Here is a 14,008-nt window from a genome sequence, read left to right as displayed (position 1 = left end):
GAACTCGGCCCGGAAACGGTGTCGGACGAACCGGGAACTGCCGACAGGTGACTGTTGCAAAACTGGACCGATCTTATCATGTACCCCTAGCCCCGGCCGCCGCCCGGGGCGGGCATGATGGTCGGGATGACTTCTGGTGGCGGCGACGAGCGGACGCGGGTCGTCGTGATCGGCGCGGGGCAGGCCGGGCTGTCCGTCTCGTGGTACCTGCGGCGCCTCGGTCTCGAGGTCGGCCCCGACCTCGTCGTGCTCGACCGGGGGCCCGGTACGGGAGGCGCCTGGCAGCACCGCTGGGAGAGCCTGCGGTTGGGTGCCGCCCACCGCGTCCACGACCTGCCCGGCATGGCCGGGCTCGGGCTGGGCTTCGACTCGGCGGACCGGTCGGCACCGGCACGTGACGTCGTCGCCGAGCAGTACGCCCGCTACGAGGCGGCACTCGGGCTCGACGTGCGGCGCCCGGTCGAGGTGACCGGGGTGACCGGGCTGGGCGGCGGGTTCTCGGTGCGGTGGGCGAGGCGCGCCTCCTCGGGGGCGGAGCAGGCGGGGGACTCGGGTGCGGTGCGGGCCGAGGTCGTGGTGAACGCGACCGGGACGTGGGGGGCGCCGTTCGTGCCGTGGTACCCGGGGCGCGACACGTTCGCGGGCCGGCAGCTGCACACGTCGGACTACCGGGCGGCGTCCGAACTCGCCGGGCTCGACGTGGTCGTCGTCGGCGGGGGCACGAGCGCCATCGGCTTCGTCCTCGAGCTCGAGGGCGTGGCGGCTTCGACCACGTGGGTGACGCGTCGACCCGTCGACTGGCTCGACCAGGGCGAGCTCGACGTCGAGTCGGCCGTCGCGGCGGTGGCGGCGCAGGACCGCGCCGCCCGAGCGGGCCAGGCGCTGCCGAGCATCGTGAGCGGCACCGGCGTGCCCCGCACCCGGCGGTTCGCCTCGGGCGTCGAGCGCGGCCTGCTGGTCGAACGGCCGATGTTCTCGTCGATCGAGCCGGACGGCGTGCGGTGGGGAGACGGCGCGTTCGTCCACGCGGACGCCATCGTGTGGGCGACGGGGTTCCGGCCCGAGCTGCGGCACCTCGCACCGCTCGGGTTGCGGTCGGCCGACGGTGGGGTCCGCGTCGAGGGTGGGGCCTCGACCCTCGATCCGCGGCTGTTCTTCGCCGGATACGGCCCGCAGGCGTCCACCATCGGTGCGAACCGGGCGGGGCGCGCCATCGCCCGGCAGGTCGTCGCGCGGTTGTCGGAGAGCGACGCGGCACGCCGCCGGTGAGTGCGGCCGGTGCGTGCGGCGCGGCCTGCTGTCGGTGGGTGCGACGTCACGTGCCGGTGGTGAGTGCGCGGTGACGTGCCGCTGGTGAGCGCGACGGAGAGCGCGCCGGCGAGTCCGTCCGCGAGACGCATGATCACGGGAGCGGGAACCCGACCGCACGGAGTCGCGCCCTGAGCTTCGGAGGGGACGACGCCGTCGCGTAGCCCCATCGACCGAAGTGCCGCACGCGAGGAACGGCCCGGATGCGGTCTTCACGGTTCTTCTCGTCGAGTGCCACCTGCGCGGGGTCTCGCCCACCTCGCATCTCCGGCTTCGTGTACTTCACGTCACCATCGGCCTCTCCGACCCCGCCGAACTGCGGGAACCAGAAATCGACCTCGCCGATCTTTCCCCGCTCGTCGGAGAACGGCTCCTGGCGGACGGGCCGGGGAAGGCCCAGCAGGTGCAACGTGGCTGCGCTCGCCGATTCGATCGGCGTCATCGAACCTTCGTCGGCCAGCTGCAGACACAGCTCGGCGGTCTTCCGTCTCGGAGAACGACGACGACGAGCGAGACACCCCGCCAGATCTTCACGGCTGAAGAGGCCCTCGCGCAGGCCGTGGTCGTAGGCCATCAACCCGGCGTGCAGCCCGTGGGCGAGGGCGAGGTCGACGGCGGTCCGGGCCGACGAGGTGACGGTCAGACCGTCGAGCGCGACGCGCTCGTCGTCGTGCAGCGGGAGGGCGTGCCGCACCATCGTGCTGCTGCGGGAGTTCGTCCGACGGCCTGGATCGATGACGTGCACCTCAGGAGGAGGCCTGTGCAACAGGGGAAGACCCCACACGACGGCCGCTGAGGAGTGCGACGCGACGAGCCGCGGAGACGACCGCCGCAGGAGCACGTGGACCCGGAGGGCGTGCTGGCCCTCGGGTTCGAGCTCGACCCATCGTGTGGTGTCGAGGTAGACCCCTCTCGACACCCGGGTGAGGAGGCCGCGACCCGCCGCGTGCCTGAGGTGCCGGTCGTCCAGGCCGGAGCGGACGAGGGCGGACGAGGTGAGCAGTTCGTCGACGAGCTGAGGTGGGCGGTTCATGTGGTCGATGCTGGCGCTCCGCGACACGGGGTCCGTGTGAGTGACGTCGGGCTGGGGAGAACGGCGAACATCGCGCTCGTGGGGAGGACCGCTGGCCGCCCCCTCGTCCGGCGGTGGGCGATTTGCCTAGGCAGGGGTTGGGGGCCGGAACAGGGGGTGGGTGGGAGGTGTGGGCGTGTGACCCTGTGGTTCGGCGGTGGGCGATTTGCCTAGGCAGGGGTTGAGCGCCGGAGCGCGGGGTCGGCCGGCATCGGCCGGGCGGTTCAGGGGCGGCGGGGCGGGCGGACGTCGTGCGTGGCGGACCAGACGGCGACGGCGGCCGCGGCGGACCAGGCCTGGGGGCGGCACGAGGCGGGGTACGGCACGGGCGACGGCACCTCGCGGGACGAGTCACCCGAGTGCAGCTCGGGCATGCGGTGGTCGAAGGCCGGCGCCGCGGACAGCAGCCCGTCGGCGAGCAGGGCCGCCTCGGCCGGGAACCCCGCACGGGCGAGACCCTGGACCGCGATGGCCGTGTCGTGGGTCCAGACGCTGCCCCCGTGGTAGCTCAGGGGCCAGTAGCCGGCGCTGTCGGTAGACATGGTGCGGAGGCCGAAGCCGCTGAGCAGCTCGGGCGAGACGAGGCGGCGGGCGACCAGCGCCTCCTCGTCGGGGTCGAGGAGTCCGGTGCCGAGCAGGTGCCCGAGGTTGCTCGTGACCGTGTCGACCGGCCGCTTGGCCGCGTCGAGCGCGATCGCCGGGTAGGCGCCCGCGGCGTCGTCGACCCAGAAGGAGGCGCGGAACCGGTCACGCAGGCGCCCCGCCCAGTCGCGCCACCCGTCGCCGCCCTCTCGGCCGAAGGCGTCGAGCAGGTCGGCCCCGTGCACCGCCGCCTCGTACGCGTAGGCCTGCACCTCGCAGAGCGCGATCGGCCCCTCGGCGAGCGTGCCGTCACGCCACTGGACGCTGTCGCCCGAGTCCTTCCAGCCCTGGTTCGCCAGGCCGTGCCCGGTCTCGTCCACGTACTCGAGCAGCAGGTCGCCGTCGCTGTCGCCCGAGTCGCGCATCCAGGCCAGGGCCGCCTCGAGGTGCGGCAGCAGCGCCTCGACCTCGGTGGCCAGCAGCCCCCAGCGCCACGCGTCGTGCAGCAGGCAGACCCAGAGCGCCGTCGCGTCGACGGTGCCGTAGTAGAGCGGCGGCAGGCTGACGTCCTCACCCGGGATCGTCAGGGTCTGTTGACGCAGCTCGTGCATGATCTTGCCCGGCTGCTCGGCCGTCTCGGGCACGTGCCGCGTGCCCTGCAGGCCCGCCAGCACCCGCAGCGTGCCGGCCGCGACCGTGAGGTCGAGGGGCAGGGTGAAGCGGGCGGCCCAGAGCGAGTCGCGGCCGAAGAGCGTGAAGAACCAGGGCGCACCGGCGGCGTAGAAGACGTCGTCGGGCGCCGTCGTCGTGGTCAGGCGGAGCGCCGCCAGGTCGTCGCGGGCCCGGTCGACCCAGCGGGCGAGACGGTCGTCGCGCGGCGCCGGGTCGAGGTCGGCCCAGTGCAGCGGCGTGCGCACGCCCCGGACGACGGCGTCGGGCGCGGTGGCGACGAGGTCGAGGCCGACCGTCACCGAGCCCCGGGCGGGCACGACGGCGACCCATTCGACGACGAGGCCGGCGGGGGCCTGCCGCACCGCGCCTCCTCGGGTCTCGAGGTCGACCAGCACGCCCTCGGCCCGCCAGGAGGCGCGGGTGCCGTCAGGGGCGAGCGTCACGTCGCCCACGGGGTCGCCCACGAGGCCGGCCTTGACGTGGTCCATGGGTGAGGCGTCGGGGCGGAGGGTGGCGGCGACGGTGACCGTGAGCTCGCGGTCGAGCCGGGAGGTGACCGTGTGGCGCTCGTGCACGCCCGTCGTCGTGACGTCGCGGAGCGAGCTCAGGCGCACGTCGGGGTCGGCTCCGGCGTCGTCGAGGCCGCGCAGCAGGGACTCGAACCGGACGGCCGAGGCGCCCAGGGGCACGGTGGCCACGTGCTCGGGCACGAGGCCGTCGACCGTGATGCCGTGCCCGGCGACGAGGCGCACGTCGCCGAGGTAGACGCCGTGGATGGTCGCCGCCCCCATCGAGCCGTCGGCGGCCGACCAGGCCTGGGCGGGGGCCCGCAGGACGACCGTCTCGGCGGCGAGGAAGGGCTGGAGGCCGGGGGTCGGGGCCGATCGGCCGGCGTGGTCGGAGTCGAGGGGGGAGGTCTGGGTCATCGGGGGCTCCTGGGGCTCCGGGTGGCGGGCGAGGGGGCGACGGGGTGGGGGGTCGCGGTGCGGGTCACTCTTTGACGGCCCCGGCGCTGGCGTTCATGATGCGGCGCTGGAAGACGAAGAAGACGATCGCGACCGGGATGGTCATCACCGCGGCGGCCGCGAGCTTGATCGGGTACTGCGACCCCTGGCTCAGCTGCCCGGAGGCGAGGCTCGCGACGCCCTTGGTCAGGGTGGTCAGCTCGGGCGACTGCGTCGACACGATGAAGTGCGAGAGCTCGTTCCACGAGCCCTGGAACGACAGGATGATGATCGTCACGAGTGCGGGCCGGGCCATCGGCAGGACGATCGACCAGAACACCCGGAAGGTGCCGGCGCCGTCGATGCGGGCCTGCTCCTCGACGCTGCGGGGGATCGACTCGAAGAAGTTCTTCATGATGAAGACTCCGGCGGCGTCGGTCAGCAGCGGCACGATCATGCCCGAGTACGAGTCGTACATGCCGAGCTGGTTGATGACCAGGAACTTCGGGATGAGCAGCACGACCGTCGGCACCGCCATCACGCCGATCAGCAGCACGAAGATGACGTTGCGCCCCCGGAACTGCAGCCGCGCCAGGGCGTAGCCGGCCAGCGAGTTGAAGAAGACCCGTCCGAGCGTCACCACGATGGTCACGATCGCCGAGTTCTGGAACCAGGTCGGGAAGTCGCTGTTCAGGAACAACTGCCGGTAGGCGGCGACCGTCGGCGTGATCGGGATCAGCGCCAGCGGGTCGGAGGCCGCCTCGGGGTCGGTCTTGAACGACGTCGCCACGTTGATCAGGAACGGCAGGACGTAGACCGCCGCGATGACGATCAGCACGGCGTAGAGCACCGAGGTGCCCGCGATGCGTCGCGTGCCGCGGGGTTCTCCGCCGACGGGGCGCGGCGAGGCCGGGGGAGGCGCGACCGGCAAGGAGGGGTTCACCCGGTCGGCGATCGGTGCGGTGGTGGTCATCGCTCGACTCCCGTCGTGTAGAGGCGGGTGCGTCTCTTCGACACCGCCCGTTCGCGCAGCACGATGCGCTGCAGGATCGTCAACGCGACGATGATGACGAACAACACGAAGGCGATGGCCGCGCCGCGACCCCACTCTTGATCGCCGAACGCCGAGGTGTACGAGAGGTAGGCGGGGGTCAGCGTGGTCTTCTGCGGGCCGCCCTGGGTGCCGGTGTAGATCTGGTCGAAGACCTGCCAGGTGCCGATCAGGCCGAGGGTGAGCACCGTGAAGAGCGTCGGTCGCAGTTGCGGCAGCGTGATGCGCCAGAAGCGCTGCCAGCCGTTCGCGCCGTCCATCATCGCGGCCTCTTGCACGTCGCCGCCGAGGTTCTGCAAGGCCGCCAGGAAGAGCAGCATGAACGTGCCGCTGGTGGTGAAGACGGCCATCAGGATGAACGCGGACATCGCGACCGACGGCCCGGCCAGCCAGTCCCACCAGCTGACGCCGAGGGCGGTGTGGTCGGCCAGCAGGGCCGGGGGCTGCGTGACGCCGACCACGGCGAGGAGGTTGTGCAGCACGCCGCTGGCGTCGTTGAACCACGCGGGCCCGGTGATGCCGACGAACGAGAGCAGCTTGTTCACGGCCCCGCTCTGCGAGAACAGGAACAGCCACAGGACGGTGATCGCGACCGAGCTGGTGACCGACGGGAAGTAGAACGCGGTGCGGAAGAACCCCCGGCCGCGCAGCACCTGCCGGTTCACCAGCACGGCGAGCAGAAGCGACACCGCGGTCTGGATCGGCACGACGAGGAGCACGTACCAGGCGTTGTTGCGGAGGCTCAGGCCGAAGTCGCGCTCGGCCAGGCCACCGCCGCCCAGCAGTTCTCGGTAGTTCTGCGCCCCGACGAAGCCCACGCCCGCCGCGAAGGGTGAGCCCCGGCCGGTCCAGTCCGAGACGCTGACCCAGAGGGCCATCAGCACGGGCACGGCCAGGAAGAGGCCGAGGACGATCAGCACGGGCGAGACGAACAGCCAGCCCGAGAGGCCCTCGCCCCGCGAGGCGGCACGTCGCCGGCGGGGGGCCTTGGTCGAGATCGCGGTCATGGGGACTGCCTTTCGTGCGCTGTCTCGGGTCGGTGGGTCGCGCCTCCTCGCTGGTCGCGGAGGCGGGCGCTCGCGCGGGGAGGCGGGAGTCGGACGGGGGAGGGGCGGAGGCGCGACCACCCTGGGGAGGACGCGTCGCGGCCCCGCGCGTGCCGTCGCCGGGGAGGGAGTCCTGGGCACCGCGCCGGGGCAGGCGCGGTGCCCGGGGGCTACTGGAGGATCGCCTCGAAGTTCTTCTGCGCGGACTCGAGGATGGTCTTCGGGTCGCCGTCCTTCAGGCCCGAGAGCTGCGAGTTGAAGTCGCTGATCACGGCGGCGGAGCCGTCCTGCGTGGGCGTGCCCTGGGCGAACTCGACCGAGTCGAGGAACGCCGCCTGGTCGGGGTTGTCGGACTTCCAGGTGTCGGCGGCCGACTGGATCGAGGGCATGACGCCGAACGCGTCGGCGAAGGCGAGCTGCTGGTCGGTGCTCGTCAGCTGCTCGACGAGGTCGACGGCGGCCTGCTGGTTCGGGCTGTCGGCGGCGATGCCCCAGCAGTTCGTGAACTGCAGCGTGCCCTGGCCGCCGGGGCCGGCGGGCAGCTCGGCCACCTGGTAGGCCACGTCGGGGTAGTCGTTGGTGAGGGCGCCGGTGATCCAGTTGCCCTCGATGGTCATCGCGGCCTTGCCGGTCCCGAAGGCCTCGCCACCCCAGCCGGCGCCGAGGTCGCTCGAGAAGGCGGCGTCGCCGCTGGTCAGCAGGTCCTTCACGTAGGTCAGCGCCTCGACGTTCTCGGACGAGTCCAGCGTCGCCTCGGTGCCGTCGGCGTTGGTGACCGTCCCGCCCGCCTGGGCCATGAACGCGCCCACCCGGGCGTACTCGGGGCTGAACGCCAGGCCCACGTGGTCGGCCGTGGTGAGCTTCGCGGCCACCGTCTTCAGCGAGTCCCAGTCGGTCGGGACGTCGGCGTCGGTCAGGCCGGCCGCGGCCCACATGTCGGTGTTGATGATCAGGCCGAGGGTCGAAAAGTCCTTGGGCGCGCAGTAGAACTGGTCGTCGAGCGTGAAGCTGTCGACGAGGGTCGGGAAGAAGTCGCCCTCGTTGGCGAGCTGGTCGCCGTACGCCAGCAGGCTGCCGTTGCCCGCGAAGCCCGCGAGCGTGTCGGTCGAGACGTAGAACACGTCGGCCGGCTTGCCCGAGGCGAAGCCCTGGCTGAGCTGCTGGGGCAGGTCGGAGGCCACGCTGACCTCGGCGCCGGTGCCCGAGTCGTCGGACCACTTCGAGACGGCGTCGGTGACGGCCTTCGTCTCGGCGTCGCCGCTCGAGCCGATCAGCACGGTCAACGAGTCGTCGCTGCTGGTGAGGGCGCCGCCGCTCGCGGCGCCCGACCCCTCGCTGAAACCGGAGCCACAGGCCGTGAGGCCGAGGGCGGTGATGGTCGTGAGGGCGGCTGCTGCCGCCAGGCGGGTCGTGCGTCGTCGCATGGTGGGCCTCTCGTCGCGTCGTTGCGATGGTGCGGGTGCTGTGGTCGGGGAGTGGTGCCGGGTGGAACGCGTGGAACGGGTCGGGCGGGTGTGATTTGATCGATCAAATCCGTGGGTGTCAGAGTAGGCAGGCCGCCCCGCGGGTGTCAAGCCCGAGGCGCCGGGGGCCGTCGGGCCCTGGGGTAACGTGACCGGAGGCCGCCGACCGGCGCCGGGGCGGAGGGCGAGATGACTCGGGTGCCGGCACCGCGCCTCCCGACCGTCAGCGACGTCGCCTCGGTCGCCGGGGTGTCGCGGCAGACCGTCTCGAACGTGCTCAACTCGCCCGACATCGTCCGCCCCGACACGCGGGGACGCGTCGAGCGGGCCATCGCCGACCTCGGCTACCGACCGCACGCTTCGGCGAGACGGCTGCGCACCCGCAAGAGCTCGACCATCGGCATCCGGCTCGACCCCGTCCAGAACGGCATCTCGGGCGCCGTGCTCGACCGCTTCCTGCACGCCGTCACCGAGCAGGCCGACGCCCGCGACCACCGCATCCTGTTGTACACGGCGGCCGGACCCGACGACGAGATCGCGCAGTTCCGCCGCCTGCTGGACGGCGCCGACGTCGACGGCTTCGTGCTCACCTCGACCTTCTTCGACGACCCGCGCACCGAGTGGCTGATCGACGCCGGCGCCGACTTCGTCACCTTCGGCCGCCCCTGGGGGCTCGACGACATGGGCGACCCTCAGCACCGTTGGGTCGACGTCGACGGCCGGGCCGGCGTCGCGTCGGCGACCGACGACCTGCTGGCCGGCGGCGCGACGCACGTGGCCTTCCTCGGCTGGCCGGAGGGGTCCGGCGCCGGGGACGACAGGAGGCGCGGGTGGCGTGACGCCCTCGGGTCGCGGGGCGCGCTCGACCCGGTCTCGATCGACGCGCTCGACCTGGCCGTCGAGGACTCGGTGCCCCTCGCCTCGGCCGCCGTGCGCGCGGTGCTCGACGCGGGAGTGGCCGTGGACGCCGTCGTGTGCGCCAGCGACACCCTCGCCCTCGGGGCGTCCGTGGTGCTCGGCTCGTCGGTGCCCGTCGTGGGCTACGACGACACCCCGGTCGCCTCGGCACTCGGCCTGTCGAGCGTCGAACAGCCGCTCGTCGAGGTCGCCGGAGCCGTGCTGTCCTTGCTGCTCGACGACAGCGAGCCGCGACACCGCCTGCTGCGGCCGCGCACGATCTGGCGCTGACGCCCCTCGAGGCGCTGACGGACCTCGAGGGGCTGACGGCCCTCGAGGCGCGGCTACTTCTTCTTGCGCGGGGCGGTGCCGGTCGAGTTGCGGGCGGCCGAGCGGGCCTTGCGGGCGGCGGCACCGCCTCCGCGGTTGCCCTTGGCCGACCCCGGGGCGCGGGGCGTCTGCTTCGGCCCGGGCTTCGAGCCGGCCGAGCCGTCCTGGGCGGGCTGGGCGTCCAGGCCTCGCTGCACCGCGCCTCCTTCGACCGCCGCGCCGGCACGGCCCTCGGGGCCGGCGTCGGCACCCAGGGCGCCACCGGCGGCACCCGACCGGCGACCGGCCGGCTCGAGCACGCGGCGCGGCACGGGCCGGGGTCGGATCGGCTCACCGCGACGGTCCTGACCGGGGATCGGCCGCGACCGGCGGCCGTAGAGCACCTCGGACGAGTCGAGCAGCCACGGCACGAGCGAGATGGTGACGCCGTGCACGAGCATCAGCTTCTGGCGGATGCGGCGGCTCTTGTGGTTGTGCAGGGCGGCCTCCCACCAGTGGCCGACGATGTAGATGGGCGTGTAGACCGTCACGACCTCGCTGCCGTGCTCCTCGCGGTGGGCCTTGATGTACTTGATGAGCGGCATGCTGATGTCGCGGTACGGCGAGGCCACGATGCGCAGCGGCACGTCGATGTCCTGCTCGGCCCACTGCCGCTGCAGCAGCGCCGTGGCCTCGTCGTCGATGCCGACGTGGATCGCCTCGAGCGACTCGTGACGGGCGGCGATGGCGTAGTCGAGGGCCTTGAGCACGGGCTTCTGCATCGTGCCCACGAGCACGATGGCGTGGTCGCCGTGCGAGCCGAACTGCGTCGTGGCGTCGGGCTCGATCTCGACCAGCACGTCGCGGTAGTAGCGGTTCACGCCGAGCATCAGCACGAACAGGATCGGCATGATGACGAACACCAACCAGGCGCCGTGCGTGAACTTCGTCACCGTCACGACGACCAGCACCGACGCCGTCAGCAGGGCGCCGAACGCGTTGATGCCGCGGGCGCGGTAGACGGCTCCGCGGTCGGCGCAGCCCTCGCGCAGCATGCGGGTCCAGTGCACCACCATGCCGGTCTGGCCGAGCGTGAACGAGACGAAGACGCCGATGATGTACAGCTGGATGAGGCCGGTGACGCTGGCCTGGTACACGAGCAGGATGGCGCAGGCCACGAGGGCCAGCACGATGACGCCGTTCGAGTAGATCAACCGGTCGCCGCGCGTGTTGAGCGCTTTCGGGGCGTACTGGTCTCGGGCCAGGATCGACCCGAGCAGGGGGAACCCGTTGAACGCCGTGTTCGCCGCGAGCAGCAGCACGGCCGCCGTGCAGGCCTGGATCACGTAGAACGGGATGCCGAACAGGGCGCCGCCGAAGACGGCGCTCGCGATCTGGGCGATGAGGCTGCGTTGCGGGGTCGTGGCGCAGTCGACGAAGCCCTGCAGGTCGCAGGCGTCCTCGGCGTAGTGCACCCTCGCGATCAGGGCCACGGCGACCAGGCCGGCGAAGAGCACGATGGCGATGCTGCCCATCAGCACGAGGGTCTTCTGGGCGTTCTGCACCTTGGGGCGGCGGAACGCGGGCACGCCGTTGGCGATCGCCTCGACGCCGGTCAGGGCCGAGCAGCCGCTCGAGAACGCACGCAGCAGCAGCAGGACGAAGGCGGCCTGCGTGAGCTGGTCGGCCTGCACCGTGAAGTCGGCGCTCTCGGCGACGGGCGGGTCGCCGAGGGCGGTGCGGACGAGGGCGATGACGATCATCACGAAGACGCTCGACACGAAGAGGTAGGTCGGGACGGCGAAGGCCTTGCTCGACTCGCGCACGCCCCGCAGGTTCACGGCCGCCAGCAGGACGACGAAGAAGATCGCGAGCTCGACGCGCACCGGCGCCAGTTCGGGCACGGCCGAGATGATGTTGTCGACGCCCGAGGCGACCGACACGGCCACCGTCATGACGTAGTCGACGAGCAGCGCCGAGGCGACGACCAGGCCGGCCTTCTCGCCGAGGTTCTTGTGGGCGACCTCGTAGTCGCCGCCACCCGACGGGTAGGCCTTGATCAGCTGGCGGTACGACGCCACGACGACGAGCAGCAGCACGACCACGGCCACGGCCACCCACGGGGCCAGCGTGAGGAACCCCAGCCCGCCGATCAGCAGGATCATCAGCAGCTCTTGCGGCGCGTAGGCCACCGAGCTGAGCGGGTCGCTCGCGAAGATCGGCAGTGCGAGGTGCTTCGGCAGCAGCTGCCCCTCGAGCTTCTCCGAGGGGAGGGGTTCACCGATCAGCCAGCGCTTCGGCGACCGGGTGTCGTTGGTCACGAGCGGCGACTCTACTCCCGTGCGAGGGGCTGTCAACTTCGCTCGCGGGCGGTTTATTCCCGGTCAGGGAGGGTTCGTCCGAACCGGTTCGTACTGCTGGGGGTCGGGCTTGCGTCACCGCCCGCCGCGGCACCGCTCAGACGGACGAGGAGGCGCGGGCCGGGACGGCCACGGAGGTCGCCACCCGGCGCCGCGCGAACAGCGGCAGGGTGACCGCGACGAGCGGCCCGATCAGCAGCGCCTCGGCGGCGGTCCCGACGCCCACCTGGCCGCCGAGCAGCCAGCCCGCGGCGAGCACCGTCACCTCGATGACGGTGCGGGCGACGCCCACCCGCCAGCCGAGCCGTGCGTGCAGCCCGAGCATGAGGCCGTCGCGCGGGCCCGGGCCGAAGTCGGCGCCGATGTAGAGGCCGCTGGCCACCGCGAGCAGCAGCAGGCCGCCCGCGAAGGTCAGCCCCTGCGCCCACCAGACGGTCTGTTGCGGCAGCACGTGCAGGCCGAGGTCGGCGACCGGCCCGATCATCAGGGTGTTGGCGAGCGTGCCGAAGCGCGGGCGCTGGCGCAGGGGGATCCAGAGCAGCAGCACGACGAGGCTCGTGACGAACGTGACGGTGCCGAAGGACAGGCCGGTGTGCTGCGAGAGACCCTGCGACAGGACGTCCCACGGGGCGACGCCGATGCCGGCCCGCACCATGAGGGCGATGGCGAACCCGTAGGCGGTCAGGCCGACGAACAGCTGGAGCAGGCGGCGGGAGAAGAGCATGCGACGATCCAATCCGCCGAGTGGCCTGGTGGCAAGAGGCCAATCGGCTTAGGGTGGCCGCGTGACCAACCTCGACCACGGTGCCACCGCCGTCTCGTCCCGGGCGCTGAACGCCCTGCTCGACTCGTGGCGCGCCTCCTCGGCTCCGGGTTACCTCGCGCTCGCCGACCGCATCCGCCTGCTCGTGCTCGACGGCCGGCTGCCGGTCGGCACCCGGTTGCCGTCCGAGCGCGACCTCTGCGCGCACCTCGGGGTCAGCCGGACGACCGTGGCCTCGGCCTACGCCGCCCTCCGCGACTCGGGGCACGTCGACAGCGTGCGCGGCAGCGGCAGCGTCGTCCGCCTGCCGGCGCGCGCGTCGGTGCCGCGCCCGACGACCACCGACGGGCTGCTCGACCTGACCAAGGCGGCGCTGCCCGCGGTCGACGGCATCGCCGAGGCCGCCCAGCGTGCGGCGGGTCGGCTCGGTGCCTACCTCGACGACCCGGGCTACGACCCGGTCGGGCGTCCGGTGCTGCGGGAGGCGATCGCCGAACGGTACCGGCGACGAGGGCTCGCGACGAGCGCGGACCAGATCGTCGTCACTCTGGGGGCACAGCACGCCATCGCGTTGCTCGCGCGGGTGCTCGTCTCGCGCGGAGACCGCGCCGTGGTCGAGGCGCCCGGCTACCCGCACGCCTTCGAGGCCCTGCGCGGCGCCGGCGCCCGGCTCGTGCCGGTCAGCGTGACCGTCGACGACGGCTGGGACGAGGCGTCGCTGATGCAGGCCCTGCGCCGGACGAGCCCGCCGGTGGCCTACCTCATGCCCGACTTCCACAACCCGACCGGGGCGACCATGCCCGCCGGACAGCGCGTGCGCGTCCTCGAGGCGGCCGCGGCCGAGGGCACCGTCGTGATCGCGGACGAGACGATGGCCGAGATGGCGATCGACGAGCGTCGGGATGCCCCCCTGCCGATGGCGGCGTACGGCCCGGCGGTCTCGATCGGCTCGGTGGGCAAGTCGCTCTGGGGTGGGCTGCGCATCGGGTGGATACGGGCCGAGCGCCCACTCGTCGACCGACTCGTGCGCGCCCGCTCGGCCGGCGACCTCGGCACGCCCGTGCTCGAGCAGCTCGTGGTCGCCGAGCTGCTCGGCGACTTCGACCGCGTGCTGGAGGCGCGGGCCGGGCACCTGAGACGGGGTCGCGACCGCGTGGTCCGGGGCCTGCGCGAGCAGTTCCCGTCGTGGCAGGTGCCCTCGCCGGCCGGCGGCCTCACCACCTGGGTGGGGCTCGGGGCGCCGGTCAGCTCGCAGCTCACCCTGGCCGCGCGCCGCGAGGGGCTGCTGCTCGCCGCGGGGCCGGTGTTCGGCGTCGACGGGGCCTTCGAGCGGTTCCTGCGCGTGCCGTTCTCGTACGCCGACAGCGACACCGACCGCGCGCTGGCCGCCCTGCGCGCCGCGTGGGACGGCGTCGACGGGGTGCAGGCGCCGGCCTCGCCGCTGCTGGCCGAGGTGGTCTGAGGGGCTCGCCCCGCGCCTCCTCGGCCGTGCCGGGCATCGACTCCTCCCCACCCGGGCGAGCTGTCGTCGTCCTGCACGG

Annotated in this window: 10 protein-coding genes; 3 read left to right on the top strand and 7 right to left on the bottom strand. The window is 72.8% G+C overall.

Going from position 1 to position 14,008, the window contains the following annotated elements:
• Positions 1–126 precede the first annotated feature (126 nt).
• Entirely contained in the window at positions 127–1,269 is a 1,143-nt protein-coding gene (locus ABID81_RS14345; protein ID WP_354595462.1) for an NAD(P)-binding domain-containing protein, read from the top strand.
• A 133-nt stretch (positions 1,270–1,402) separates the two neighbouring features.
• On the opposite strand, the gene ABID81_RS14340 is transcribed toward ABID81_RS14345, so the two are convergent.
• The 5 genes from ABID81_RS14340 to ABID81_RS14320 all read right to left on the bottom strand — a co-directional run bounded on the left by ABID81_RS14340 (position 1,403) and on the right by ABID81_RS14320 (position 8,099).
• On the bottom strand, positions 1,403–2,341 hold the full coding sequence (locus tag ABID81_RS14340; RefSeq protein WP_354595461.1) for a type IV toxin-antitoxin system AbiEi family antitoxin domain-containing protein: 939 nt from the start codon (positions 2,339–2,341) through the stop codon (positions 1,403–1,405).
• Between the two features lie 263 nt (positions 2,342–2,604).
• The gene (locus ABID81_RS14335; RefSeq protein ID WP_354595460.1) at positions 2,605–4,560 is read right to left on the bottom strand and encodes a glycogen debranching N-terminal domain-containing protein; all 1,956 of its coding nucleotides are present in this window, start codon (positions 4,558–4,560) and stop codon (positions 2,605–2,607) included.
• A 64-nt stretch (positions 4,561–4,624) separates the two neighbouring features.
• Positions 4,625–5,551 (bottom strand): carbohydrate ABC transporter permease, encoded by a 927-nt coding sequence (locus ABID81_RS14330; RefSeq protein WP_354595459.1) that lies wholly within the window; start codon positions 5,549–5,551, stop codon positions 4,625–4,627.
• Positions 5,548–6,636, bottom strand: coding sequence for a carbohydrate ABC transporter permease (locus ABID81_RS14325; protein WP_354595458.1), 1,089 nt, complete (start codon positions 6,634–6,636; stop codon positions 5,548–5,550). Before ABID81_RS14325 ends, ABID81_RS14330 begins: the two co-directional genes overlap by 4 nt.
• Before the next feature lie 209 nt (positions 6,637–6,845).
• Positions 6,846–8,099 carry a sugar ABC transporter substrate-binding protein gene (locus tag ABID81_RS14320; RefSeq protein WP_354595457.1) on the bottom strand — a complete coding sequence of 418 codons (1,254 nt, stop codon included), beginning with the start codon at positions 8,097–8,099 and terminating at the stop codon, positions 6,846–6,848.
• 228 nt (positions 8,100–8,327) lie between these two features.
• Between ABID81_RS14320 and ABID81_RS14315 the strand changes: the two genes are divergently transcribed.
• Positions 8,328–9,326 carry a LacI family DNA-binding transcriptional regulator gene (locus ABID81_RS14315; RefSeq protein ID WP_354595456.1) on the top strand — a complete coding sequence of 333 codons (999 nt, stop codon included), beginning with the start codon at positions 8,328–8,330 and terminating at the stop codon, positions 9,324–9,326.
• Between the two features lie 53 nt (positions 9,327–9,379).
• Here ABID81_RS14315 and ABID81_RS14310 read toward each other — a convergent pair whose 3' ends face one another.
• A complete protein-coding gene (locus ABID81_RS14310; protein ID WP_354595455.1) occupies positions 9,380–11,665 on the bottom strand; it encodes an APC family permease in 2,286 nt (761 codons plus the stop codon).
• A gap of 136 nt (positions 11,666–11,801) precedes the next feature.
• Positions 11,802–12,428 carry a membrane protein YczE gene (yczE, locus tag ABID81_RS14305; protein ID WP_354595454.1) on the bottom strand — a complete coding sequence of 209 codons (627 nt, stop codon included), beginning with the start codon at positions 12,426–12,428 and terminating at the stop codon, positions 11,802–11,804.
• 61 nt (positions 12,429–12,489) lie between these two features.
• Between yczE and yczR the strand changes: the two genes are divergently transcribed.
• Positions 12,490–13,929 (top strand): MocR-like transcription factor YczR, encoded by a 1,440-nt coding sequence (gene yczR, locus ABID81_RS14300; protein WP_354595453.1) that lies wholly within the window; start codon positions 12,490–12,492, stop codon positions 13,927–13,929.
• Positions 13,930–14,008 lie beyond the last annotated feature (79 nt).

The sequence above is a fragment of the Frigoribacterium sp. PvP054 genome, assembly GCF_040547465.1.
Lineage (GTDB): Bacteria > Actinomycetota > Actinomycetes > Actinomycetales > Microbacteriaceae > Frigoribacterium.
This window is presented reverse-complemented; position numbering and strand designations above follow the sequence as displayed.

Coding starts and splice junctions, on each gene's coding strand:
- ABID81_RS14345 (WP_354595462.1), top strand. CDS start 127: ATGACTTCTGGTGGCGGCGACGAGCGGACGCGGGTCGTCGTGATCGGC.
- ABID81_RS14340 (WP_354595461.1), bottom strand. CDS start 2,341: ATGAACCGCCCACCTCAGCTCGTCGACGAACTGCTCACCTCGTCCGCC.
- ABID81_RS14335 (WP_354595460.1), bottom strand. CDS start 4,560: ATGACCCAGACCTCCCCCCTCGACTCCGACCACGCCGGCCGATCGGCC.
- ABID81_RS14330 (WP_354595459.1), bottom strand. CDS start 5,551: ATGACCACCACCGCACCGATCGCCGACCGGGTGAACCCCTCCTTGCCG.
- ABID81_RS14325 (WP_354595458.1), bottom strand. CDS start 6,636: ATGACCGCGATCTCGACCAAGGCCCCCCGCCGGCGACGTGCCGCCTCG.
- ABID81_RS14320 (WP_354595457.1), bottom strand. CDS start 8,099: ATGCGACGACGCACGACCCGCCTGGCGGCAGCAGCCGCCCTCACGACC.
- ABID81_RS14315 (WP_354595456.1), top strand. CDS start 8,328: ATGACTCGGGTGCCGGCACCGCGCCTCCCGACCGTCAGCGACGTCGCC.
- yczE (WP_354595454.1), bottom strand. CDS start 12,428: ATGCTCTTCTCCCGCCGCCTGCTCCAGCTGTTCGTCGGCCTGACCGCC.